General features: G+C 47.6%; 18 protein-coding genes, 1 other RNA gene and 2 pseudogenes. 15 read left to right on the forward strand and 6 right to left on the reverse strand.

What is annotated here, in order from left to right:
- Positions 1 to 41 precede the first annotated feature (41 nt).
- The 3 genes from ilvN to DWZ16_RS01390 all read left to right on the forward strand — a co-directional run bounded on the left by ilvN (position 42) and on the right by DWZ16_RS01390 (position 3,088).
- Positions 42 to 542, forward strand: a complete 501-nt coding sequence (ilvN, locus tag DWZ16_RS01380) for an acetolactate synthase small subunit (protein WP_022360536.1) — start codon at positions 42 to 44, stop codon at positions 540 to 542.
- 136 nt (positions 543 to 678) lie between these two features.
- Positions 679 to 1,701, forward strand: a complete 1,023-nt coding sequence (ilvC, locus tag DWZ16_RS01385; protein WP_117796449.1) for a ketol-acid reductoisomerase — start codon at positions 679 to 681, stop codon at positions 1,699 to 1,701.
- 214 nt (positions 1,702 to 1,915) lie between these two features.
- A complete protein-coding gene (locus DWZ16_RS01390) occupies positions 1,916 to 3,088 on the forward strand; it encodes an acyltransferase family protein (protein ID WP_181357153.1) in 1,173 nt (390 codons plus the stop codon).
- A gap of 245 nt (positions 3,089 to 3,333) precedes the next feature.
- On the opposite strand, the gene DWZ16_RS01395 is transcribed toward DWZ16_RS01390, so the two are convergent.
- Positions 3,334 to 4,218 carry a LysR family transcriptional regulator gene (locus DWZ16_RS01395; protein WP_118522144.1) on the reverse strand — a complete coding sequence of 295 codons (885 nt, stop codon included), beginning with the start codon at positions 4,216 to 4,218 and terminating at the stop codon, positions 3,334 to 3,336.
- Between the two features lie 350 nt (positions 4,219 to 4,568).
- On the opposite strand from DWZ16_RS01395, the pseudogene leuC reads away from it, so the two are divergent.
- The 8 genes and pseudogenes from leuC (at position 4,569) to DWZ16_RS01435 (ending at position 13,345) form a co-directional block, all read left to right on the forward strand.
- Positions 4,569 to 5,833 (forward strand): annotated as a pseudogene (gene leuC, locus DWZ16_RS01400) (3-isopropylmalate dehydratase large subunit).
- Between the two features lie 183 nt (positions 5,834 to 6,016).
- Positions 6,017 to 6,502, forward strand: a complete 486-nt coding sequence (gene leuD / locus DWZ16_RS01405) for a 3-isopropylmalate dehydratase small subunit (RefSeq protein WP_022359393.1) — start codon at positions 6,017 to 6,019, stop codon at positions 6,500 to 6,502.
- 40 nt (positions 6,503 to 6,542) lie between these two features.
- Entirely contained in the window at positions 6,543 to 7,010 is a 468-nt protein-coding gene (gene ybaK, locus DWZ16_RS01410) for a Cys-tRNA(Pro) deacylase (protein WP_117796452.1), read from the forward strand.
- Between the two features lie 642 nt (positions 7,011 to 7,652).
- Positions 7,653 to 8,474, forward strand: coding sequence for a cell wall hydrolase (locus DWZ16_RS01415; RefSeq protein WP_118522145.1), 822 nt, complete (start codon positions 7,653 to 7,655; stop codon positions 8,472 to 8,474).
- Positions 8,475 to 8,632: 158 nt separating this feature from the next.
- Entirely contained in the window at positions 8,633 to 9,295 is a 663-nt protein-coding gene (locus DWZ16_RS01420) for an HAD family hydrolase (protein WP_118522146.1), read from the forward strand.
- A gap of 138 nt (positions 9,296 to 9,433) precedes the next feature.
- A non-coding RNA gene (gene ssrS, locus DWZ16_RS01425) (6S RNA) lies at positions 9,434 to 9,614 on the forward strand.
- A 120-nt stretch (positions 9,615 to 9,734) separates the two neighbouring features.
- Complete coding sequence (locus DWZ16_RS01430) at positions 9,735 to 10,991, forward strand: AI-2E family transporter (protein WP_107000114.1); 1,257 nt, start codon at positions 9,735 to 9,737, stop codon at positions 10,989 to 10,991.
- 47 nt (positions 10,992 to 11,038) lie between these two features.
- Positions 11,039 to 13,345 (forward strand): SpoIID/LytB domain-containing protein, encoded by a 2,307-nt coding sequence (locus tag DWZ16_RS01435; RefSeq protein ID WP_243021879.1) that lies wholly within the window; start codon positions 11,039 to 11,041, stop codon positions 13,343 to 13,345.
- A gap of 205 nt (positions 13,346 to 13,550) precedes the next feature.
- On the opposite strand, the pseudogene DWZ16_RS01440 reads toward DWZ16_RS01435, so the two are convergent.
- Both DWZ16_RS01440 and DWZ16_RS01445 read right to left on the reverse strand, forming a co-directional pair.
- A pseudogene (locus tag DWZ16_RS01440) lies at positions 13,551 to 14,866 on the reverse strand (6-phosphofructokinase).
- Between the two features lie 524 nt (positions 14,867 to 15,390).
- Positions 15,391 to 15,843 (reverse strand): NUDIX hydrolase, encoded by a 453-nt coding sequence (locus tag DWZ16_RS01445; RefSeq protein WP_022358438.1) that lies wholly within the window; start codon positions 15,841 to 15,843, stop codon positions 15,391 to 15,393.
- Between the two features lie 358 nt (positions 15,844 to 16,201).
- Here DWZ16_RS01445 and DWZ16_RS01450 point away from each other — a divergent pair, with 358 nt between their 5' ends.
- A complete protein-coding gene (locus DWZ16_RS01450) occupies positions 16,202 to 17,743 on the forward strand; it encodes a carboxypeptidase M32 (RefSeq protein WP_118522147.1) in 1,542 nt (513 codons plus the stop codon).
- Here the strand turns inward: DWZ16_RS01450 and DWZ16_RS01455 are convergent.
- Positions 17,679 to 18,668, reverse strand: coding sequence for a tyrosine-type recombinase/integrase (locus DWZ16_RS01455; protein WP_118522148.1), 990 nt, complete (start codon positions 18,666 to 18,668; stop codon positions 17,679 to 17,681). The genes DWZ16_RS01450 and DWZ16_RS01455 overlap by 65 nt on opposite strands.
- A gap of 388 nt (positions 18,669 to 19,056) precedes the next feature.
- Here DWZ16_RS01455 and glmS point away from each other — a divergent pair, with 388 nt between their 5' ends.
- Positions 19,057 to 20,898 carry a glutamine--fructose-6-phosphate transaminase (isomerizing) gene (glmS, locus tag DWZ16_RS01460; protein WP_118522149.1) on the forward strand — a complete coding sequence of 614 codons (1,842 nt, stop codon included), beginning with the start codon at positions 19,057 to 19,059 and terminating at the stop codon, positions 20,896 to 20,898.
- A 203-nt stretch (positions 20,899 to 21,101) separates the two neighbouring features.
- On the opposite strand, the gene DWZ16_RS01465 is transcribed toward glmS, so the two are convergent.
- Entirely contained in the window at positions 21,102 to 21,641 is a 540-nt protein-coding gene (locus DWZ16_RS01465) for a DUF4364 family protein (RefSeq protein WP_107000108.1), read from the reverse strand.
- 87 nt (positions 21,642 to 21,728) lie between these two features.
- Positions 21,729 to 22,883 carry an NADP-dependent malic enzyme gene (locus DWZ16_RS01470; RefSeq protein WP_118522150.1) on the reverse strand — a complete coding sequence of 385 codons (1,155 nt, stop codon included), beginning with the start codon at positions 22,881 to 22,883 and terminating at the stop codon, positions 21,729 to 21,731.
- Positions 22,884 to 23,282: 399 nt separating this feature from the next.
- Between DWZ16_RS01470 and DWZ16_RS01475 the strand changes: the two genes are divergently transcribed.
- Together DWZ16_RS01475 and argH are read left to right on the forward strand one after the other, a co-directional pair.
- Positions 23,283 to 24,533 (forward strand): argininosuccinate synthase, encoded by a 1,251-nt coding sequence (locus tag DWZ16_RS01475; RefSeq protein WP_118522151.1) that lies wholly within the window; start codon positions 23,283 to 23,285, stop codon positions 24,531 to 24,533.
- Positions 24,534 to 24,662: 129 nt separating this feature from the next.
- Positions 24,663 to 26,054: an argininosuccinate lyase gene (argH, locus tag DWZ16_RS01480; protein WP_022358445.1), complete on the forward strand. Its 1,392-nt coding sequence runs from the start codon at positions 24,663 to 24,665 to the stop codon at positions 26,052 to 26,054.
- Positions 26,055 to 26,063 lie beyond the last annotated feature (9 nt).

Genomic DNA, 26,063 nt, shown 5'->3' on the forward strand with positions numbered 1-26,063 from the left:
GGCAATACGAACAAGACAGAAGATCAAGGTGGGAAGATTGCATGAGCAGAATTGTGTTATCACTGCTGGTAGATAATACTGCCGGCGTTTTAAGCCGTGTGGCTGGACTTTTCAGCCGCCGCGGATATAATATCGAAAGCCTTACAGTTGGCGTGACCGCGGATCCGAGATACTCCCGTATGACGGTTGTATCGCTGGGCGATCATCAGGTTCTGGAGCAGATTCAGAAGCAGCTTGGAAAACTGGAAGATGTACACGACATAAAGGAACTGCGGGAAGGTCATTCCGTATACCGTGAGCTGATGCTCGTCAAGGTGAGAGCAAATGCAAACCAGCGGATGGCGATCAATGCAATTTCCGAGATTTTCCGTGCGTCGATTGTCGATGTGGGAAAAGATTCTGTCACTGTTATGCTGACAGGCGACCAGTCCAAACAGGACGCGCTGATTAATCTTCTGGAAGATTATGAGATTCTGGAATTAGCCAGAACGGGTCTTACAGGTCTTTCCAGAGGCGCGGATGATATCCGCTATCTGCCGTAGTACATCAATTGATAGACTGGATACAAGGCATTCAAGAGGTTTACAAAGTTTGGTCCAAAGACGCACAGAGAGGCGCCGGTCTATGCTTTATAATAAATTTATTTTATTTTTGTTAGATCCAAGGAGGAAATGAAAAATGGCAGCAAAGATTTACTATCAGGAAGATTGTAATTTATCCTTATTAGAAGGACAGAAGATTGCTATTATCGGTTACGGCAGCCAGGGTCATGCACATGCCTTGAACTTAAAAGAGTCCGGATGCGATGTTATCATCGGTCTTTACGAGGGCAGCAAGTCTTGGGCAAAAGCAGAGGCACAGGGATTTAAAGTATACACCGCAGCAGAGGCTGCAAAACAGGCTGATATCATCATGATCCTGATCAACGATGAGCTTCAGGCAGATATGTACAAGAAAGACATCGAGCCAAATCTGGAAGAGGGCAACATGCTTATGTTCGCTCATGGCTTTAACATCCACTTCGGATGCATCAAACCGCCGAAGAATGTCGATGTAACCATGATCGCTCCGAAGGCACCGGGTCACACTGTAAGAAGTGAGTATCAGGCTGGTAAGGGTACACCGTGTCTGGTAGCAGTAGAGCAGGATTACACAGGCAAAGCACTTGACCGCGCACTGGCTTATGGTCTTGGCATCGGCGGCGCTAGAGCAGGCCTTCTGGAGACTACATTCCGTACCGAGACTGAGACAGACCTCTTCGGTGAGCAGGCAGTTCTTTGCGGCGGTGTTTGTGCTCTGATGCAGGCTGGTTTCGAGACTCTGTGTGAGGCTGGTTATGACCCGAGAAATGCTTACTTCGAGTGTATCCACGAGATGAAGCTGATCGTAGACCTGATTTATCAGTCTGGTTTCGCTGGTATGAGATACTCCATCTCCAACACAGCTGAGTACGGTGATTATGTAACCGGACCGAAGATCGTTACCGCTGAGACAAAGAAAGCTATGAAGAAAATTCTGTCCGATATCCAGGACGGTACCTTTGCAAAAGAGTTCTTACTGGATATGTCCCCGGCAGGTCGTCAGGTACACTTCCAGGCGATGAGAAAGCTTGCTTCCGAGCATCCGTCTGAGAAAGTCGGCGCAGAGATCCGTAAGCTTTACAGCTGGAACAACGAGAACGATAAGCTGATCAACAACTAATCATTTTTCGAATATAGGAAATCTTATACAGGGCTGCTGCAGGTTTGCAGCGGTCCTGCTTTTTGTGGTTTCATAGGAAAATGCATCCTATGAAATAAAAATCACTCCGCGTGGATGCACACTCGCGCGAAGCAGAAACTGTCGCGGCGACCGCGCTCGGCGCGAGAATGTGCCAAGGCACATTCTTTTTATATGAATGGGAAAGGAAACGCGGATGAAACGCTATGATGACGTAAATATAATCAAGGCATACGCCTGTCTGGCGGTCTTTGGAAGTCACTGGTTCGGTACATTCGGGAGCTGGGGCAGCAATAAGGTAAATGCGCTGATGGAAATAGGACCGCTTCCCCTGCTCCGCTATGGAACCTTCGGGGTTAGTCTTTTTTTGATGATCAGCGGAATGCTGATAGCCGATAAGGTATATTCCGGGCGATTTACTTCGTGGAGTTTAGAGATCCTGCGCCGCTATCTGAAACTGACCTGCCCGTTGACGGTCACATTTCTGCTGGCATATCTATTTTACCGGAGCGGTCTCTTCTACACAGTGCGGGTTGCGCCGCGTCTGGAAAATGAGTGGCTGAGCAACTTTTACAGCTATCTGCCAGGCGGTCTGAAGGCGCTCCGCTATGCCTGGTTTGATACAATCTTCAAGGCTGATTCAACGTACTATGGTCCGTCCTGGATGCTGACCTACACTTTCATGGGAAGTATTCTGACTCTTGTACTTTCATCCGCCCTCCGGGAAGTAGGAACCCGCCAGAAAATTCTGATTCTGGCAGGCGTCGCGGCAGTGCTGATCGGAATGAACAGCTTTTATATCTGTCTGCTTCTGGGAAATGGGATCTGTCTGCTGATGCGGGCAGTTGAGAAGTCCATGAAAGAAAGAGAGCGAAAAGAGAATCTGCTTAAAGATGGAGAAGAAAAATATGGCATTTTTGGTGCTGCCCTCTGGATTTTCAGCATCTGGTTCGTTCGAAAATCTTTCTGGATCGGAACCACATTGGGAGCGCATGGATTTCCAGGCGGACTCGGAACCATGGAATTCTATGGTCATGTTGCTGCATTCCTGATGATTTTAGGCTTCCGTCTCTTCTGGCTCGGCGGTCTGGAGACCTGGCTCCCGGAGATCCTCAAAAAAATTATTCTGTGGATCGGCGAGTATAGCATGGGAATCTTCCTGACACACTGGCTTGTGATTGCCAGCTTTTCCTGTTGGTTTTACAGCATTTATTCTGAGGCGGGAGAGAAGCTGGCGATCGGGGTGAATCTGGTTCTGAGCTGTATTTTAATAGGAATTTGTTCGAAAGTGTATGTCTGGCTGGTAGATGGGAAAATATTTCCATGTGTGTGGAAATGTGCGAAGAATATTTTAAAAGAAAATCGGTAACTGCTCAGTAGGTCTGCGCATTTACTGCGCTGACCGTACGAAAACATGGGTCAGCAGGCAAAAATTCCATTGCCGCAGGCAATTTTTAATGAATTTTTGCGCGTGACTGTGAAGGTACTGAACAGTTACGAAAATTGATAAAAATAGGAACTAAACAGAAAAAGTCCGGCATATGGCAGCTTGACCGCCATGCGCCGGACTTTTTCGTTTCATAGGAAATGGCGTCCGTGTTGCCAATTATTTCATCATTCCGAACAAAATTGCACAAAATCATTCATCGTCCGCGTCATCGCCGTCGGATGATAAGCAAATCCAATCGTTCGGTTTCGGATTGGCACTTCCAGCGGGAGTTCGATCAGCGAACCATCTTTGAATTCTTCCCGCACAAATTCGCGGATCACACATCCGATTCCAAGTCCCGTTTTGGCAAATTCAATCAGAAGATCCATCGTCGTCGCCTCTAAAATCTGCTTCGGTTCAATTCCGTGCTCTGCAAAGTACGCGTCAATGTGCGTGCGCGTCATATTGCTGCGGTCGAGCAGCAGGATTGTCCCGGATTCGAACGGATCGACATCGGCACCTTCGCGGATCCGCAGATTTTCCAGATAAGACCGGGTACAGACAAAGGTGTCCTCGATTCGCATGACGGGAAGAAACGAAAGGTAGCGGCGGTTTTTGGGCTCGGCGATCAGACCGATGTCGAGCTTCTGCTGTTCCAGCATCGAGATTGTGCGTGCGGTGTCCTGACTTTCAATCAAAATGCGGACATGCGGGTACTGTGCAATAAATTCTTTTAAATAAGGAAGAAGAATATATTTGCACAGAGTGTTGCTGACGCCGATCTTGAGCTGTCCGATGTGGAGGTTCTGGATCTGTTTCAGCTCATTTTCACCGCGATCCAGTGCTTCAAAGGCGGCTTCTACATGCTGAAATAAGACCTGTCCCTCTGCGGTCAGGGAGACGCCGCGGGAATTGCGGATAAAAAGTGCTATGCCGAGGCTTTCTTCCAGCTTGCTGATTGATTTGCTGATCGCGGGCTGGCTGATAAAAAGTTCCTTGGCGGCGCGGGAAATATTGCCGGCGCGTGCAACGGCGTAGAAAATACGGTACTGGGTTAAATGTTGTTCCATAATACTCCTTTATATCTATAAAGCTACAGTTCACACGTTGTGCAAAATGTGACAGGATTTTGCGGATGCTTCGTATTCCAATCGGAAAAATCGGTGACACTATAACGTTACTGGGCACGTTTTCTTACGGCCCTTTCGGTTCCAAAAGTGCCTACCCGTGAACAGTGACACTATAACTTCGACTCATAGTATCTATCAACAATATATATTTGTATTATAACAGAACCGGTGTTATAATACAAATATAAAAGCAAAAGATGTCAGCGGCACCGTTGGAACAGAGTTTTTTCCTACAACAGTAAGGGCATCGGAGCCGTTGCCAAGTATGTATATGCAGGAGGAAATAAATCATGGGAATGACAATGACACAGAAGATCCTGGCAGCGCACGCGGGTCTTGCAGAGGTAAAAGCAGGACAGTTGATCGAAGCAGATCTGGATCTGGTTCTTGGAAATGATATCACAACGCCGGTAGCGGTCAATGAGATGAAGAAGATGGACAACCAGACGGTATTCAATCATGACAAAATTGCGCTGGTTATGGATCATTTTATCCCGAATAAGGATATCAAGTCGGCGGAAAACTGCAAATGCTGTCGTGAATTTGCCTGTCGTCATGATATCACCAACTATTTTGACGTAGGAGAGATGGGAATCGAGCATGCACTCCTTCCGGAAAAAGGTCTGGTTGTAGCAGGTGATGCAGTCATCGGTGCGGATTCCCATACCTGTACATACGGCGCACTTGGCGCATTCTCTACAGGTGTCGGCAGTACCGATATGGCAGCTGGCATGGTAACCGGTAAGGCTTGGTTCAAGGTACCGTCCGCGATCAAGTTCAACCTGATCGGCAAACCGGCAAAATGGGTCAGTGGTAAAGATGTCATTCTTCACATTATCGGTATGATCGGCGTAGATGGCGCGCTGTACCGTTCCATGGAGTTTGTCGGCGAGGGCATCAAGAACCTTTCCATGGATGACCGTTTCACGATCTGCAACATGGCGATCGAGGCAGGCGGCAAGAACGGTATCTTTCCGGTTGATGAGAAGACCATCGAGTACTTAAAAGAGCATTCTAAACGTGATTTCAAGGTATATGAGGCAGATCCGGATGCAGAGTATGACGAAGAGTACACCATAGACTTATCCGAGTTAAAGCCGACCGTATCCTTCCCGCATCTTCCGGAGAATACGAGAACGATCGATGAGGTGGGTGACATTGCGATCGATCAGGTTGTCATTGGCTCCTGTACGAACGGACGTATCGAGGATATGCGTATCGCAGCTGAGATCTTAAAGGGCAGAAAAGTGAAAAAAGGTCTGCGCTGCATCGTGATTCCGGCGACACAGGCGATCTATTTACAGTCCATGAAAGAGGGACTTTTAGAGACCTTCATCGAGGCTGGTGCTGTTGTCAGCACTCCGACCTGCGGTCCGTGCCTGGGCGGTTATATGGGTATCCTGGCAGAAGGCGAGAGATGTGTATCCACGACCAATCGTACTTCGTTGGACGTATGGGACACGTGGATTCTGAGATTTATCTGGCAAGCCCGGCAGTGGCAGCAGCCAGCGCCATTACCGGAAAAGTGAGCGGACCGGCGGAACTGGGACTGTAATAGGCATAAAAGTTTAGGAATAAGTAAAACGGATGTAACTGTTCAGTAGGTCTGCGCGTGACTGTGAAGGTACTGAACAGTTACAAACGGATATTACGGTTCGGGGAAAGGTTTCCTAAAATCGCAGATGCCGTTTCGTGAATTGGAATAAAATAACAGGATAAATCGCAGGAGGATATAGAAATGAAAGCAAATGGACATGTGTTTAAATATGGAGACAATGTAGATACAGACGTTATCATCCCGGCAAGATACTTAAACTCTCCGGATGGCAACGAGCTGGCAAAACATTGTATGGAAGATATTGATAAAGAGTTTGTAAATAAAGTACAGAAGGGTGATATCATCGTAGCAAATAAGAACTTTGGCTGCGGTTCTTCCCGCGAGCATGCGCCGCTGGCAATCAAATGTGCAGGAGTAAGCTGTGTTATTGCTGAGACGTTTGCACGTATTTTCTACCGCAACTCTATTAATATCGGTCTGCCGATCATCGAGTGCCCGGAGGCTGCAAAAGCAATCGCGGCTGGTGATGAGGTAGAGGTTGATTTTGACAGCGGTGTGATTACCGATAAAACCACCGGCCAGAGCTTCCAGGGGCAGGCGTTCCCGGAGTTCATGCAGAAGATCATCACAGCCGGTGGACTGGTAAACTATATCAACCAGAAATAAGAGGAGTGCACTAAATCTGTCTCCAGAAAGGGTTTAGCTTATGACAAAAACAAACGTAATGCGTCTTTTAGACGCGGCTGGAATCGATTATGAAGCAGGCGAGTATGAAGTAGATGAGGACGACTTATCCGGCAGCCATGCGGCGGATATGATGGGGATGGACCATGACACGATGTTCAAAACGCTCGTTTTAAAGGGCGATAAGAACGGCTATCTGGTCTGCTGTATCCCGGTCGATGAGGAGCTGGACCTGAAAAAGGTGGCAAAGGCTTCCAAGGACAAGAAAGTGGAGATGATCCATATGAAGGAACTTCTTCCGCTGACTGGCTATATGCGAGGTGGTTGTTCCCCGATCGGCATGAAAAAGAAGTTCCCTACTTATATAGAAGAAACAGCGCAGATTTTCGACAAAATCAGCATCAGCGCGGGTCAGAGAGGTGTTCAGGTCATTCTGAATCCGGAGGAACTTGCAAAATATGTGGATGCACAGTTTGTAGCGCTGATCTAGAGTGGTAAGGAGTTTGAGTGGCAGTGATCGGACACCGGACAGTGGATTGTATGTGTTGGTTTCACATAATCGGAGTCTGTCTGACACCTTTACAGATACCATAATTGTTCTATTACAGTTGACATAAAAAACAGGCGACTTGATTCGCCTGTTTTTTTGACGGGCAGAATTTAACAGAATTGTAAAAAATTAAAAATTTTATACCAGCCAAAGTTTATAAAAATTGGGAAGAAAAAGCAAAAAAGTTTATAAAATGCTCACATAAATATTAAGGAAAAGTTAAATGAGAACGTGATTTGTCACAAAAATGTAAAAAAGACGTTGACTTTGAAGCCGGAAACCACATATAATGTCTCCCGTCACTTGAAGGAAGCGGCACAGGCAGAGAGGATCTGTCGTAACTGTTCACAGGTAGGAATTTTCTGAACTGAAAATTCCGTACGATACAGTTCTGGCAGCAGATTTTGCCGATTTGGAATGCGCAGCATCGGCAAAATCCCGTTGCTGGGCACACGTGTGTGAACAGTAACGATCTGTCCTTAGCTGTCAGAAAAAATCAGACAGCCAAAGAAGATGCCGCAGATGTTAAATGGCAGTCAGACCGGTTTTGGGAGGACTGCACTGATAGAAAGAGGAGAGTGTATGCCAAGCATTGACACATTTCTTCAGACTGCTTATCAGTTTATAAAGGCATTATTTGTCCGTGTGACAAAAAGGATGTACCGGACCGCAGCCGTATTGATGACGGGAGCAGCGGTTGTGACGGTGATAGCATTTAATTCGGTCAGTTTTGGCGGCGTTGGCAAAAATGCAGCCTCGGCACACCAGGAATATCCGGATGATGTGGAACTGACAGAAATGCTGCAGTCAGAAGAAACGACAGAGACAGAGAGCTTATCAGAATTTACGATTCTCGCCTCCAACGAGGAGAGTCAGCATCTACTCGGACAGAGGCTGGAGCAGGGGATTCAGGATGAACTTGCGAAGGAAGCTCTGGAAGTAGAGGTAATCGAACGAGAAGTACGAATGCAGACCCAGCAGGCGGCGCAGGAAGCAGAAGAACGGGAGCGCCGGGAACGCGCAGTCATCTCTTACAGCGATGAAGATTACAGTGTTCTGCAGAAAATTGTGCAGGCGGAGGCGGGTGTGTGCGACGACAGGGGAAAGATACTGGTTGCAAATGTAATCATCAACCGGGTGAAAAACAAGAAATTCCCGAACAGCGTCAAAGCCGTTGTGTATGAACCATCCCAGTTCTCACCGGTACTGGATGGAACGATCAACAGCTGTAAGGTAACGCAGCAGACAATTGACTGCGTCAACCGTGCACTGGAAGGCGAGGATTACTCGGGCGGCGCCCTGTACTTCATGAACCGCGGAATCTCTGCTTCCTCCAATGTACGCTGGTTCGATGGCAAGCTGACCTATGTCATGCAGCATGGTGGACATGAATTTTACAAATAAAGAGTGAAAAGCAGAAAAGAAAGATGGCTGGAGAAAAGTTGTCTTTCTTTTTTGCGTAAAATGTATTAGAATGGTCGTAAGCAATGAAAACGTAGTTTTTTCAAGCTGGTGTGCTGCGGAGTAATGCACCGCGGACTACAATAAGGAGAACGAACCATATGAACCATATCATACTATTTGACCTCGACGGAACCCTTACAGATCCGAAGGAAGGCATCACAAAGTCTGTCCAGCATGCGCTGCAGGCATACGGGATCGATGAGCCGGATCTGGATAAACTGTGTCCGTTCATCGGACCGCCGCTGTCGGACAGTTTTAAAGAATATTACGGATTCAGCGAAGCGCAGGCGCGCGAAGCGATCGGCTATTTCCACGAATATTTTACGAAACAGGGAATGTTTGAAAATAAAGTTTATCCGGGAATTCGGGAGATGCTGACACGTTTAAAGGATGCCGGTCTTACGCTGGCGGTGGCAACCTCAAAGCCGGAACCGTTTGCTATTCAGATTCTGGAGCATTTTGATCTGCTTTCCTACTTTACCCTGGTTGGCGGGGCGGATATGGAGGAGATCCGGGTCCGCAAAGGCGATGTGATTGCCTACACGCTGGACCGTCTGGGAACAACACCGGAGGAATCGAAGGTTATCATGGTGGGCGACCGGAAACACGATATTATCGGGGCGCATGAAAATCAGCTCCCATGTGCGGCGGTGCTGTATGGATATGGTTCCCGGGAAGAGTTTACGGAAAATGGGGCAGACTACCAGATTGAGACGGTGGAAGAGCTGGGAGATTTCCTGATGAAGTGGAGAGAAGTATAAAAGATAAAAAGGAGCTCTTTAAAAGAGATAGAGAGAGGGATAACCTGAACAGTAACAACCTGACCGCATTATCAGAAAATGGAACTTGAAAAAACATCCGACTTGCGGTATAATAGCCGTATCAAAAGAGAATATTTGTAATTCCTGGGATGCTCGACAACTCTTGCTTTTTTTGAACCTACATTTTGACTAACGGGATTCCGATATTTTTAGATGGATGTCAGGCCTCCTCTCGAGTGGAAGACAGAAATCTAAGTGAGGTTGCCCACCTAGCAGCGCTAGGCGTCAATATGGTAAGAGCCGGCATTTTGGGGTTACAAAGGATAAAAGCAGCGAGCAATCGCTGCTTTCTCTGTAAAAGAAAGTGTGTAAAGAAAATGTAACATTTTCCAGAAGCACATTGTAAAATCAGAAAAGAGGAACGGATAAGAACATAAGTATGGAAAAAAGAGATTTCAAAGAATACATTTATATGGGTATGACGGCAGTTTCGGTGATTGCGGTCTGCATACTGCTCTGGTTCAGCATCCAACACTGGGATGTGGTGTCGGCGGGCACCCGCAAGGTTGTGAAAATCCTTGCGCCGATTCTCTGCGGTGCGGTGCTGACGTATCTGACCGCCCCGGCATATAACTGGGTAGCAGGGATCGTGGAAAAGACCCTTGGCTCTGTCACTAAGAATTCCAAATACGTCCGTGGTGCAGCCCGGATGCTTGCGACGGCAGCCTGTCTGGGGCTGGTTATTGTGCTTGTGGTAGGGATGTTCCAGCTTATGATCCCGCAGCTGATCGAGAGTTTGATCGGCATTCAGGATTCATTTCCGCTGTATGTGCAGAATGTGTATGAATGGATTCAGCGTATTTTGAAAAATAATCCGGAGATCGAAAATATGGTTCTGAGCAGTTTTGAAAATAACCTGGCAGTTTTTCAGAACTGGGCGGAGAAATCGTTTACCAACATTGATATGCACCGGATTGGACAGATCGTGACAGGCCTTTCCAGCAGCGTGCTGGGTGTCCTGGAATTTATCAAAAACTGGCTGATCGGTCTGATCGTCATGGTGTATCTGCTAAATATCAAAGATACACTGGCAGCACAGGGAAAGAAGATTGTTTATGGCTGCCTGAATCTAAGACAGGCGAATCTGGTAATCGAGGAGCTCCGGTTTATCAATCAGATGTTCGGCGGCTTCATCATCGGCAAGCTGGTGGATTCCCTCATTATCGGTATTATCTGTTTCATCGGTGTGACGATCTTAAATATGCCATTCCCGATGCTTTTGAGCGTCATTATCGGTGTGACGAATGTGATACCTTTTTTTGGACCGTTCATCGGTGCGATACCGGCAGCGTTTCTGGTATTCTTGGTCAGTCCGCTCCAGTGTGTGTATTTCCTCATCTGGATTCTGCTTCTGCAGCAGTTTGACGGCAATATTCTGGGACCGAAGATCCTGGGCAATTCGACAGGACTTTCGAGTTTCTGGGTATTGTTTTCGATTCTCTTCTTTGGCGGACTCTTTGGTTTCGTCGGCATGATTATCGCAGTACCGGCATTTGCGGTTATCTATGACTTGATCTCCCGCGCGGTGCACCGGTCGCTGCGGCTTCGGAAATTGCCGATGGAGACAGACGAATACCGGAAGTTAGACCACATTGATGAGAAAACAGGAACGTTTATGGAGTTAAATAAAAAGTGACTGTGAATGAGAAAGGACAGTTAAAAAATAAAGGCGGCTGGAGAAATATGGAAAAGAAAACAGGCAGATCGCGAAAGGCAGTACAGCCTCTGAAACCTAAAAAGCTGGTTTACTGGGCAGTGGCGATTCCGGCTTTTCTGGCACTCCTGCTCTTTGCAATTGTATTTTTGGATCACTCGGATAATGATATTTCACGCGCCATGGCATCGAAAGCTATGGCGTTATCATTTGCAGACCGGGATGACATCGTTGCGTCGCAGGGAGAACATGGAAGCCATTTTGGAACGCCGGATCAGGATGAATGGTATGCCAAATATATTGACTATATGATTGAGGAAGGCTATCTGGAGCCGGGAGACGAGAAGATAAGTAAAAGCTACGCGATGGGCGCACTGACCTATGGCGAAGCGGCATATGCGGCAGATCGCGTTTCAAAAGGGCTTTCAAGCGCCCTGAATGTATCTAAAAATAAATATAAAAAGGCAATGCCGAAGGAAGAATGGTGGCTGTTTTATGAGTCATTCTTAAAAAAGGCAGATTCGGAAAACGCGGTCAAAAAACAGAAGCTGGTGCTTTATGGAACACCGAAAAATGTGAAGGAAGCAGCGGCATGGACGGCATATACGGATCAGGGAACGATGAATTTTGAGGGCGTGTCGCTGGATGCCTGCATCGATCGGAAGATCGAGGTCTATGAGCGTGATGGTTCGATCATCACGCTGTGCGGCGTACAGTCTGAAAAAGTTACATATAAGAATGTCTGGATCGTTCCGGGAGAATCGGGTGGGATGGATGTGTATATTGGCACGATCGTCCGGACATTTCCAGAGGAAGAAAAGCTCAAGGATCGTACCGATGGCGTGCTGGCGGATGTCGAGCTGGATAAGGGCAAGATCCGCAAGTTGTCGCTCAAGGAAGATATGATCGAGGGAAAGGTACTCTCGGTCAAGGATGATACGATCGAGATTGACGGGTACGGAACGCTGAAACTGGACGATGATTTTAAAGTATATAAAACATATGGAGTCGTCAAGGAGCAGAAAAAGCGGGATGTGCTGGTCGGCTATGATCTGGGAAAATTTGTCGTGGCTGGCAAAAAGGTTTGCGCAGCACTCTTAAATCATGATTTTTCAGCGACGAACATCCGCGTGCTGATCATGAATGATGATTATTCCTCCTTGTTTCACACGAAAGTGGTACTCCAGTCGGACAGCACGATGCATGTGACCTGGGGCGAATCAGAGGAGACTTTGAGCCCGGGAACGAAATTGTCCGTGAGTCCTGGCGATGACCGCCTGAAAGAAGGGCGCATGACGATCACGCTGGAAGACCCGCAGAAGGAGATCCGCATCCTGAGCACCAAGCGGGCGCAGGGAACGCCGTCGTATTTCGGCAGCTTCGAGTTGAGCGAGGAGTCGGATGGGCTGCTTCTGATCAATGAGCTGGACGTCGAAGATTACCTGACACGCGTAGTGCCGAGCGAGATGCCATCCAATTATGAGCTGGAGGCGCTCAAGGCGCAGGCAGTTTGCGCACGGACGTATGCCTACCGGCAGATCAAGGCGAATGCCTACAGCCGTTACGGTGCACACGTTGATGACAGCACGAACTATCAGGTGTACAATAATACAGAGAGCAGTGAGCGGACGAATCTGGCAGTCAAGGAGACGGACGGGAAGATCGTATATTACAACGATACTCCGGCGGAAACGTATTATTTTTCAACTTCCTGCGGATATTCGACCGATGGAACGATCTGGGGCGCCAGCAAAGACGAGGTTCCGTATCTGAAAGGGATCGGTTTGACGGAAAAGAAGAAGATTCCGGATTTGACGGACAACGACACATTTCTCAAGTTTATCCAGGGACAGGGTGAGCAGAATTATGATTCCTCGTTCCCGATGTACCGCTGGAAAACAACGATCACGAATAAGAAGCTGCAGCAGAAGGTAGATACCATCGGCGAGATTCAGGGTATTTTTGTGACTTCCCGCGGTAAGGGTGGTATCGCCCAGACGGTGCAGATCGTCGGAAGCGAGGGAACCAAGACACTGAAAGGTCAGAGTCAGATCCGGAGTGTCCTCGGCTCGGAATCACTCGTTTATAAGAAAAATGACGGAACCGAACTGACAGGATGGAGTACGCTTCCGAGTGCCTTTTTCTCGGTGGATGAAACTGCCAGGGATGAGGAAAAAGACATCCGCACATTTACCATCTGGGGCGGCGGCTACGGTCACGGAGTCGGCATGAGCCAGAACGGCGCACAGGAGATGGCGCGCGAAGGCAAGAATTATGAAGAGATTCTGATGTTCTTTTATGATGGGGTTGAAATTCGGGATTGTGAGGAAGATTAGATTTAGAAGATGGCTGCGCTGAAAGGGCACGGTCAGGATTCCTCCCCAAATGATAAGAGTGTGTGATTGGGGTAAATTAGAAAAAAATTCAGGTATTATGTATTATTAAGTAGAAAAGAGACGCATCCGTAAAATGAAAGAAGCGTCTCTTTTTTCTGCTGCTTGTATGGATTTCAAAGATGAAGCAGTTATACTGCGTGACGGACTATTTGCGGTACAAATATTTTGGAAGTCCGTTTTCCATAATATGGGAAACGTCCCCTTGGATCAGCGGCTGCGAGTAAGCCAGGAAATCATCGCTGACATCGGTACCGTTTTTCGTGATCCACTCAGCAGGTACTTTCTTTTCCTGATTGCAGATCAGATTGACATCCTTGAGGACTGGATGAATTTTATATACAGTGTTACGATGTTTTACGCATGAAGCGGATGCTGCGCCTAAGTCCGCAGCGTTTGAAACGGCAGCAGCTGCATGAACAGGTTCAGAAGCTGCTGTATCAGTCTCACGCTCAAATGCCACCATCTGCCCAGTATGGCCGTCCAGAGCCGCCTGGACACCGAAACGGCCTGCCATCTCGGCTCATTCAGATCAGTAGCGGAAACAGTGAGACCAGAGCAGCGCTGGTTGACGTTGAGCTCAACCGAGCGCACCTTGACGCCGAACTGGTTGCGGACATAATTTTCCAGAATTTTGCCGCATCCGGCTAACATTTTGTGACCGAAGGTGTCGACCTGGGCTTCGGTTGAATATTCGCAGATAAAACGACCACCGTGATCGCGGATGCCCTCGGAGACGCAGACGATGACATTCGCTGTCTTTTCAAACGCTTTCTTTAAGTCGTCATTAAATTGTGCCAGCTCAAATGGAGCTTCCGGCAGATAGATTAAGAGCGGATTGTCACCGGCTTCCTTGCGTGCTAAGGCAGAGGCAGCCGTCAGCCATCCGGCATGGCGTCCCATGATCTCAACGATGGTGACCGATTTCTGCTGATAGACAGAGGCGTCCAGCGCAATTTCACGGACGGATGCAGCAACATAGCGGGCAGCACTGCCGTATCCCGGCGTGTGATCGGTCAGGACGAGATCGTTGTCGATCGTCTTGGGAATGCCGATAAAGCGGATCGGACTTTTGATCTGCGCTGCATAGCGGGAAAGCTTGCTGACGGTGTCCATCGAGTCGTTGCCGCCGATGTAAAAGAAATAGCCGATGTCCAGCCGCTCCAGTTTTTCAAAGAGGACGCGGTAGAAGCTGTCAGAGAGGTTCTCCGGGAGTTTAAAACGGCAGGAACCCAGATACGCCGCCGGAGTCAGGCGAAGAAGTTCCAGATCGTCATCGGAGAGTGTTTCTGAAAGGTTCATATAAGAATCCGCGAGAAAGCCCTCGATTCCATTTATCATACCGTAGACGCAGCCAACCGCATCGCTGTGGCGCGCACCTTCGCAGATAACGCCGTAAAGGCTCCCGTTGATAACCGCGGTCGGTCCGCCGGACTGTCCGACTAAGATGTTTTTCTTGTTCATAAGGTAAATCTCCTTTTTGTGAGGTAAGTACAAGGTTTACGATATAAAAAGTTTTAAATCAATATAAAAATGTACATAAAATGATTTGCTGGAGTTGTATTTTTCATAGAGGCAAAAACAAATCAAAAAGTACAACTCAAAACGTATCTATTGTAGCGGAAAGAGAGGAAGAAAGCAAGAGAAAAAGGCATATATGATAAATAATATGAAAACCGGATACTGCGGAAGCAGATAAAAGGCGTATAAAAATTAGGAGATTGATGTATAGAATACCAGAAACGGGTCATACTGTTAGTATCACAAAAGAGAAATTTTTGAATACTTATCCTCCCCTTTTTAATACCCTGTTCGTTGGCTTTGTGCAGCGGACGGGGTGTTTTTTGTTTCATAGGAAATTACCGAAAAGCCTTTTTTAACAGGAAAACCGCGAATTTTAACCCGGATTAGCTGGCAGAGAAATGGAAGCTGCTGCTCAATCATCTATTTTTGGTAATGATTTTGCAACAGCCTCTTTGTTCTTGTGATTAAAAGTATTTCCGATTCCCCCACAAATTTGCCTTTTTCAGATCCAGATACTCATTGTAGGCTTTTTCCAGGATCTGTTTTTCGTTGGAAAATTTCAGAAGGTGGTAGGCTTCGTAAAATTTGTAGTAGCCGGAATCGACGAAGTATTCTTCGCGCTGCGGCTTGCTGTAGTAGCTGTCCGCCATCATCAGATACCAGTGCACGGTCTTTTCGATGGTATCCTGAGGGGTGTTGAAGGTGTACTGGCTTTTGCCAATGTACTTGATGATGGAGGCGGCGACGCCAGTCTCCTCATGAACCTCCCGGAGGGCGGTCTGCTTGAAGTCTTCGCCCGGTTCTACGGTTCCTTTGGGAAGAACCCAGCCTTCGTATTTGTTCCGGTAGTTTTTGTAAAGAACGAGTAATTTTCCCCGAAATATAACCACACCGCCGCAGCTCGTTGCTTCGATCATCTGCAATCCCTCCTGTCCTGGTGTGTGCATGGAAGTTGATTCGTGGCGTATATCCGTGTGCCGGGAATCAGCTTTATGCATATGATTTAAACTGGTTTTAGTATACCGCGTTTTGCATGATTATGCAAGATTGGAAAGTCACATAAGGCATCATGAGAAAATCCTGTTACAGTTTGCACAATGTGTGAACTGTAAAAAATCATAAGAAAGATATAAGAAACAGAAGAAAGAAAATCTGGTATGATGAAGATGGAAATGGCTCATATTACAAAAGAATGCAGGCATATGTGCAGCGGAACCTAAAAAATACACAGAATTTGGATGATAGAATTACGAAAAAAAGACAGGAGGCAGGAAAATGGCACAGACAGAACAGAAGAATCAGAATGTAAAAAAACAGTTTGAGGAGCTGCAGTCTCTTTTGGAGCGGGCGATGGCGCTTCAGACGTCGATGGTTTTGTTTGAGTGGGATGATGAGACGCTGGCGCCGAAGGGTGCAGCAGAGCATACCGCGCGGGTGATAGGTTCACTTTCGGAGCAGTATCAGGAGATTCTGGCGTCAATGCGTTTTAAGGAGCTGTTGGATGTCTGCCTGAAGGCAGAAAAAGAGAATGCGGGCGTATTTGATGAGGTGCAGTCGGCAATTCTCCGGGAAGCAGCCGAGGAGCAGGAGCGGCTTTCCTGCATTCCGCCGGAGGAATACCGTGCGTATGCAGAACTTACGGCGCGTGCGACGGGAATCTGGACGTGTGCGCGAGAGAAAAATGATTTTGCTTCATTTGCCCCTGTTTTGAAGGAGATTATTTCCTATCAGAAGAAATTTGCGGCGTACCGGGCAAAGCCGGGACAGAAGCTTTACGATGTGATGCTGGATACCTACGAAAAAGGTTTTAATATGGAGATGTTAGATCCATTTTTTGAGCTGATGAAAGGGAAAATCGTGCCGCTTTTGAAAGAATCGGCAGAGCGCTCGAAGACGGTTCCGGACGCCTTTTTATCTGCAGATTATCCGGAGGCGGCGCAGGCAGAGGCGGCGCGTTTCCTAGCAGAATATGAGGGCTTTGATTTTGACCGGGGAGTACTGGCACTCAGCGCCCATCCGTTTACGACGAATCTGCACAATCATGATGTACGGATCACGACGCATTATCAGAAACGGATTGATTCTTCGATTTTTTCCGTGCTGCATGAGACGGGACATGCTATCTATGAATTTGGCATCCGGGATGACCTGACACAGACGCTGGTGGGGCAGGGAACTTCGATGGGAATGCATGAATGCCAGTCCCGTTTCTTTGAAAATATCGTGGGGCGCAGCCATGCATTCTGGAAACCGATTTATGGAAAAGTGGCGCAGATGTTTGGAAGCCCGCTGACGGAGACGAGTCTGGAGAATTTTCTGGCGGCGGTTAATAGAACCGTTCCGGGGCTGATCCGGACGGAAGCGGATGAGCTTTCTTATCCGCTGCATGTGCTGGTGCGCTATGAAATTGAGAAAATGCTGATTGAGGAGGATCTGGAGGTGGAGAAACTGCCGCAGATCTGGAATGATAAGTATGAAGAATACCTGGGAGTACGCCCGTCCACGGATCGGGAGGGCGTACTGCAGGATATTCACTGGTCACAGGGATCGATCGGCTATTTTCCGTCCTATGCATTAGGAAATGCCTTTGGCGCGCAGATTTATCACCAGATGAAGAAGGAATTGCCGGTAGAAAAACTACTGGAGGCTGGAAACCTGGGAGAAATCCGCGAATATCTGCGGAAAAATATTCACCAGTATGGCAAATTGAAGGACAGCCGTCAGATCCTGCGCGATATGACGGGGGAAGATTTTAATCCGTCATATTATGTGGCATATCTGGAAGAGAAGTATGGACGGTCGGAGAAAGAGCAGTAAGGCGGTCGATCTGTTCTTTCTTGAATTCCAGAGAGGAATGAAAATAGTATTCAAGCGTGACTTTCAAATCGGAGTGTCCCAGAATTTCGCTGAGCGTTTTGGGATCCATGCCATTTGTGATACAGCGGGTGGCAAACGTGTGCCGGATTGCATGAAAATTCAGATAGCGCAGTCCGGCTTGAGATAGAATGCGCTGGTAGTGATTCTGGAAGGTTCGCGGATCCATCGGGAAGCTGGCAGATTGTGACAGCAGAAAATAATCCGGGTGTTCCGGATGAGAATATGGCTGTAGGATCGGCAGAAGGAAAGCGGGCAGGGGAACCAAACGGTTGGAGGAGATGCTTTTGGGACCGGATAAAATGAGTTCTGATTTATGGGTTGTGTCAAGGCGCGTCAGGCGCTGCACCGTGTGTCGGACATGGAGATAGCGATCGGAAAAATGAATATTTTCCCAACGCAGGGCGCAGAGTTCTCCAACCCGCAGCCCTGTATAGAGTCCCAGATAGATGACGGCTTCGGAGATTCCTGTATGGGCAGTTAGATAGTGTTCGAGCTGTTTCTGTTCCTGAAGGGTAAAAACAGGTACTTCAGGGCGCTTTTTTGGAAGACGGGGCGGGAGATAGAGAATGCCGTTTGTCTGCCCGGTTTCATAGGAAAGACGCAGAATGGAGTTGACGAGCAGAAGAATACAGCGGATAGTTCCGTTCCCAAGCGGATGCAGGGAATCCGGGGATAAAAGGGAATTGCGGAATGTCTGAAGCATAGGCAGATCGACCTCTGAAAGCTGGATGGCTCTAAAATAAGGGGAGATATAACGGTCTGCCAGATGCCGGTATTTCACATAGGTAGACAGGGCTCGCGCCTGTTTCTGCTTTTCCAGCCAGATGGAAAGAAGATCGTTAAAGTACATTGTTTCGTTTTTCATGATGAAACCTCCTGTATAAAAAATAGTTGTCGTGGACAATCGTTATTTTACAGGTAGATATGCAGAAGAAATATGTGACTGCTTATAGCGGAGGGTTTTAAAATGAGATGTGTCTATATGATGACTGACGAAAATATTACAGCAAATGCTGACAAGAAGATTCTTTTTTGGTATAATGAGACAGAATATGTACATGACTGAGAAGAAAGTCTATATCGAAGGTGCCGGTCAGGCGCTATTTAGGGATAAACGACATATTTTATAGAAGATTCTATTTTGAAGAATCAATAGATTTATCATATTCTTGAGATAGAGATACGAAGGCGGGAGTGTCTGAGGCGGTATGATGGCAGCGGCTCGCCTGGTTGGAAAAAGGAGGAATAATTGTATGTGTGGTATCGTAGGATATACAGGAGACCAGCAGGCGGCTCCGATCTTATTAGCGGGTCTGGAGAAGCTTGAATATCGTGGATACGATTCAGCAGGTCTGGCAGTCAGAGACGGAGAACGTGTACCGGAGGTTGTAAAGGCGAAGGGACGTCTGCGCGCGCTGGCAGAGAAAACAGACAATGGACGCGCAATGCGGGGCAACTGCGGTATCGGTCATACCCGCTGGGCGACACACGGGGAGCCGTCTGAGAACAATGCACATCCGCACTGCACGGATGACCGCAGCGTGGTAGCGGTTCACAATGGTATTATCGAAAACTATCAGGAAATTCGCGAAAAACTGATTAAAAATGGATATACGTTTTATTCAGATACTGATACAGAGGTGGCTGTAAAGCTGATCGATCATTATTATAAGAAATACAACGAGGGACCGCTCGATGCGATGGCGCGTGCGATGATGCGTATCCGTGGCACGTATGCACTGGCGGTTATGTTTAAGGATTATCCGGAGGAGATCTTTGTAGCCCGTCAGGATAACCCGATGATCATCGGAGTAGGCGAGGGTGAATCCTTTATCGCGTCGGATGTTCCGCCCCTGCTTCCATATACCCGCAAGGTATACTATATCGGCAACCAGGAATTGGGACGCTTACATAAGGGAGAGGTTACTTTCTATAATATTGATCAGGAAGAGATTCAGAAAGAACTTGTGACGATTGAGTGGGATGCAGAAGCTGCTGAAAAGGGAGGTTATGAGCATTTCATGATTAAGGAGATCCATGAACAGCCGCGTGCGGTTCGGGATACATTAAATTCAGTCATCCGCGATGGTCATATTGACCTGACCGAGGCGGGACTTTCCGATGATGTCATTCGTTCGTTAAAGCGTATTTATATCGTAGCGTGTGGTTCTGCTTACCATGCAGGCGTGGCAGCTCAGTATGTGATCGAAGATCTGGCGCGTATTCCGGTCCGCGTCGAGCTGGCTTCCGAGTTCCGTTACCGGAACCCGATTCTGGAAGAGAACAGTCTGGTTATCATCATCAGCCAGTCGGGCGAGACAGCCGACAGCCTGGCAGCCCTGCGTCTGGCAAAGAGCCAGGGCGTTCCTACGATGGCGATTGTCAATGTGGTAGGTTCCACGATTGCGCGTGAGGCAGATCATATTTTCTACACATTGGCAGGTCCGGAGATTGCGGTGGCGACCACCAAGGCATATAGCACACAGCTGGTTGCCGGATATCTTCTGGGCGTGCAGTTTGCCCATGTGCGCGGTACGATCACAGAAGAAAAATATGAAGAACTCCTTGCAGCCCTGCAGGAACTGCCGGATCAGATTGCGAAGCTGCTCGAAAATGACAAAGAACGCATCCAGTGGTTCGCAGCGAAATATGCCAATGCAAAAGACGTGTTCTTCATCGGCCGCGGCATCGATTACGCAGTCAGCATGGAAGGCAGCCTGAAATTAAAAGAGATCAGCTACATCCATTCCGAAGCATATGCAGCTGGAGAATTAAAACACGGAACCATCAGCCTGATTGAGGATGGTATCCTCGTAGTCAGCATCCTGACCCAGGAAGCCCTATATGAGAAGATGATCAGCAACATGGTAGAAGTAAAATGCCGCGGCGCTTACCTCATGGGACTCACAACTGCAGGCAACTACAATATTGAAGACACCGTCGATTTCGCAGTCTATATACCGAAGACTGACGAGCACTTCACACCGAGCTTAGCGGTTGTGCCGCTGCAGCTGCTGGGATATTATGTAAGTGTATCGAAGGGACTGGATGTAGATAAGCCTAGAAACCTGGCGAAGAGTGTTACGGTAGAGTAATAGAGCTTTTTATGGTGTTGTTATAGATCTAGAAAAAGTAATATAAATGGAAAGAAAAGACAAGGTTTGCAAAAAGGCATAAAATGTCAGACGCAGACCTTGTTTTTTGCTTGAAACTAAACAGAAAAAGAGAGTTCTCCGTGTGATTTTGCAATCACGCGGAGGACTCTCTTTTTCGTCTCGTATGCGATTTTTTATCGTCTTTATTTTTTCTCCACCCCATGCTCACTCATCAAAGATTTCATCACATAAGCATAAATCTCTTGGCTTCGATCCTTCCAGTGATTGCACATGATTTCCGCCTGCTCCTTATCCGGAACGGAGATATCGAGATTGACAAGAACGGCTTTTCCTTCCCGCACCTCGCAGTGAACGATGTAGTCCTGATTGGTCGATTTATAGAAATCGGAGATCAGTCCTACCTCGTTTCGCATGCGGAAGCGGTTCTGTTTCAGGTATTCATCCATGTCGCTGACGATGGCAGGAGAGATGTTTTTGCCGAAAAATTCCAGCGTTTCCTCGCCCTCCTTAGTGATCTCATAGCGGGAGCTGTTCCGCATCGTCTCCTTTTTTACCAGACCTGCATCCAGAAGCTCGTTCAAAGCCTGCTGGAGTGTGAAATACGTGGTGTACTCACGATCCAGGAAAAAATTGGAGAGCTGCGCGTTGGTCAGCGGAAAATTGACCTGGTGCAGCATATAGAGATTCATCAGTTTGTAAAGTGTCATCGGTTCAGCCAGCATGGAAAAACTCCTTTATTATTATTTCGTAACTGTGCAAATTTTGTGCGGTTCTTACGGTAAATGCGAGAATCGCTTGAATTGTTACGTTTATTTCTTAATGTGTTCCTTCACAGCCTTGGAAACAGCGTCAGCTACACGCGGATCAAATGCTGCCGGAAGAATGTTCTCGTCGCTCAATTCGCTGTCATCAACCAGAGCAGCAATTGCGTTGGCAGCAGCCAGTTTCATTTCTTCGGTGATAGCGGTTGCGCGTCCTTCCAGAGCGCCGCGGAAGATGCCTGGGAAGATGAGAACGTTGTTGACCTGGTTCGGGAAATCGGAACGTCCGGTTCCTACGACTCTTGCACCAGCAGCTTTTGCCAGATCCGACATGATCTCCGGTACCGGGTTTGCCATTGCGAAGAGAATGGAATCCTTATTCATGGAAGCAACCATCTCCTGGGAAACGATGCCCGGAGCAGACACGCCTACGAAGATGTCAGCGCCTTTTAATGCATCGGCAAGTGTGCCCGTCTTGTGCTCTAAGTTGGTAACTTCGACCATCTTTTCCTGCATCCAGTTAAGCCCTTCCATGCCCTTGCAGAGCATACCGGTCTTATCACACATGGTGATATGCGGGAATCCGTAGTTTAAGAGCAGTTTGGTGATGGCAACGCCTGCGCTTCCGGCGCCGTTGACAACGACGCGGCAGTATTCCTTCTTCTTGCCGGTTACTTTCAGGGCGTTGATGATGCCTGCCAGTACGACGATGGCGGTTCCGTGCTGATCATCGTGGAAAACCGGAATGTTTAACAGTTTCTTTAAACGTTCCTCGATCTCAAAGCAGCGCGGTGCGGAGATGTCCTCCAGGTTGATACCGCCGAATGCCGGGGCAATGCGGACAACTGTCTCGATGATCTCCTCGGTGTCCTGTGTGTCGAGGCAGATCGGGAATGCATTGATGCCGCCGAACTCTTTAAACAGAACGGCTTTTCCTTCCATAACCGGCATAGCTGCTAACGGTCCGATATTGCCAAGTCCCAGAACGGCGCTTCCGTCGGAGACAACGGCTACAGTGTTGGACTTGATGGTGTAGCGGTATGCAGCTTCCGGATCTTTTGCAATTACCTTACATGGTTCTGCAACGCCCGGTGTGTATGCCAGAGCCAGATCCTCTCTGGTTTTTACCTGTACTTTGGAGACGGTATCGAGCTTGCCGTTCCATTTTTCATGAAGTTCGAGTGCTTTTTCATTGATCGTCATGGTTTTTATCCTTTCGAATGCTTTCATTTTATTCTTACATTATAATAGCAATTTTGACATTTTAAATCAAGATGCATATTTTAGAATGCAGGAAGGGCAGTACCATGTTACTGTACACACACAGTACCACTTATTTATAATACTTATACCTATCATGTAGCATAGCATATAAATGAAGTCCGTAAATGTTATTTTTATGCATAAAACACATGAAAAATGCATAAAACACGTTTTTATACAAAAATTATTCATAAAAATGCAAAAAAAGTATTGCATAATTAGGATCAAGGAGGTATAATCTGGGTAATTTCACGTGAGGCATATAAATCTGCCGGTCTTAGTTGACTGGATGGACAAAGAAAAAGCATCACGCAGGCAAATGATTGGAGGAAATGAAAAATGGCTAAGAAATATAATAAAATTGTTCTTGCATATTCAGGCGGTCTGGACACATCGGTTTTAATCCCGTGGCTGAAAGAAAACTATGGCTGTGAGGTTATTGCAGTTTCCGCTGACGTAGGTCAGGGTGCGGAGCTGGATGGTCTGGAAGAGAAGGCATTAAAGACAGGTGCTTCCAAGCTGTACATCGAGGATCTGAAGAAAGAGTTCGTAGATGAGTACATCATCCCGACCATGAAGGCTGGCGCTACTTATGAGCATTACCTGTTAGGTACTTCCTTCGCTCGTCCGATTATCGCTAAGAGAATCGTTGAAATTGCGAAGAAAGAGGGCGCAGACGCTATCTGCCACGGCTGTACCGGTAAAGGAAACGATCAGGTTCGTTTCGAACTGGCTATCAAGGCATTTGCTCCGCAGATGGATGTTATCGCTCCGTGGCGTTTCTGGGAACTGAATTCCCGTGAAAAAGAGATCGAGTACGCAGAGGCTCACAACATTCCGTTAAAGATTACGAAAGAGACCAACTACTCCAAGGATAAGAACCTGTGGCATCTGTCCCATGAGGGTCTGGATCTGGAGGATCCGGCAAACGAGGCTCCGATCAACAAACCTGGATTCCTTGAGTTAGGCGTATCTCCGGAGAATGCACCGGATAAAGCTACTTATGTAACCATCCACTTCGAGAAAGGTGTTCCGACCAGTGTAAACGGCGAGGAGATGGATGCAGAGAAGGTAATCGAGGTTCTGAACAAGGTAGGCGGTGAGAACGGCTGCGGACTTCTGGATATTGTAGAGAACCGTCTGGTTGGCATGAAGAGCCGTGGTGTATATGAGACTCCTGGTGGAGCTATCCTTTACAAGGCTCATGAGAAACTGGAAGAAATCACTCTGGACAAAGAGACACAGCACTACAAACAGCAGCTGGCTCTCAAGTTCGCTGAGTTAGTATACAACGGTCAGTGGTACACACCGCTTCGCAAGGCGATGAGCGCATTTGTTGATTCCACACAGGAGACCGTAACCGGTGATGTAAAACTGAAACTCTACAAGGGCAACATTATTCCGGCATCTGTTACATCCCCGTACAGCCTGTATTCCGCAGGTATGGCTACCTTCGATGAGGATGACTGCTACGATCAGGCAGATTCCGCTGGATTCATCAACCTGTTTGGACTTCCGATCAAGGTTCGCGCCCTGAACGACGAAGTTCTGGCAGCAAGGACCGGCGAGCATTTTCCAGGCGTAGAGTAATTTAGGAAAATAATAAATAATCTGCAGGCGACAAGCCCGCAGCCGATGGTGACCATTGGTTTTCCGGTATCTGCCGGTTCCAATGGTCGCATTGGTTCTAAATCAGAGAATAAAAAGGAGTTTACACTTATGGCAAAGTTATGGGCAGGACGATTCGGAAAAGAGACAGATCTGGAGGTAAATGATTTTAACTCATCGATTTCCTTTGACTGTCGTCTTTATAAGGAAGATATCACAGGCTCCATGGCCCATGCGGCTATGCTGGGCAAGCAGGGTATCATTGCGAAGGAAGAATCAGACAAGATTATCGAAGGACTGAAAGGTATCTTAGCGGATATTGAGGCAGGTAAGATTCATTTCTCACAGGATTATGAGGATATTCATATGAATGTAGAGCAGATTCTGACCGAGCGCATCGGCGATGCCGGAAAACGTCTTCACACGGCGAGATCCAGAAATGATCAGGTTGCACTGGATATGCGTCTTTACGTGAAGAAAGAGATCGTGGCGATCAAAAAGGAAATTCTCGATTTCATGGAAGCACTCTGCGAGAGCGCAAAGAACAATCTGGAAACTGTTATGCCGGGTTATACACATCTGCAGCGTGCACAGCCGGTTACATTTGGACATTATATGATGGCATATGCCAATATGATGCGCCGTGATGTAATCCGTCTGGAAAACTGCTTAGAGGGCATGGATGATATGCCGCTCGGATCTGGCGCGCTGGCTTCCACGACTTATCCGATCGACCGTGATTTTGTACGCCAGCAGCTTGGATTTGCCAGAGTGACCAACAACTCCTTAGACGGTGTTTCCGACCGTGATTACTGCGTAGAGCTGACGGCAGCGTTATCCATTCTGATGATGCATCTGTCCCGTTTCTCTGAGGAGATTATTTCCTGGTGTTCCTGGGAGTTCAAGTTTGTAGAGCTGGATGACGCATTTTCAACCGGTTCCTCCATCATGCCGCAGAAGAAGAATCCGGATGTCTGCGAGCTGGTCCGCGGCAAGACCGGTCGCGTGTACGGCGATCTGTTTACCCTTCTTACCATGTTAAAGGGTATTCCGCTGGCATACAACAAGGATATGCAGGAAGACAAAGAGGCAGTCTTTGATGCGATTGACACCGTAAAACAGTGCCTGCGCGTGCTGACTCCAATGTTCTCCACGATGCAGATCCTGAAAGACAATATGAAGAAAGCGGCTCTGAAAGGCTTCATCAACGCAACGGACTGTGCAGATTACCTGACCAAGAAGGGAATGCCGTTCCGTGACGCATACAAGACCGTCGGACAGCTGGTAGCCCAGTGTGTACGTGAGGACAAGTCCTTAGCCGATCTGACACTGGAAGAGTACAAGACACATTCCGATGTCTTTGAAAATGACGTATATGAAGCGATTGATTTGAAGACCTGTGTACGTGGACGTAAGGTAATCGGCGGACCGGCTCCGGAGGAAGTAACCCGCCAGATTTCTGTGATTGAGAAATTTGTAAGCGAACACAAGGTTCAGGAGTAGGACAGGAAA

The organism is Clostridium sp. AF29-8BH (genome assembly GCF_003478145.1).
GTDB lineage: Bacteria > Bacillota > Clostridia > Lachnospirales > Lachnospiraceae > Otoolea > Otoolea fessa.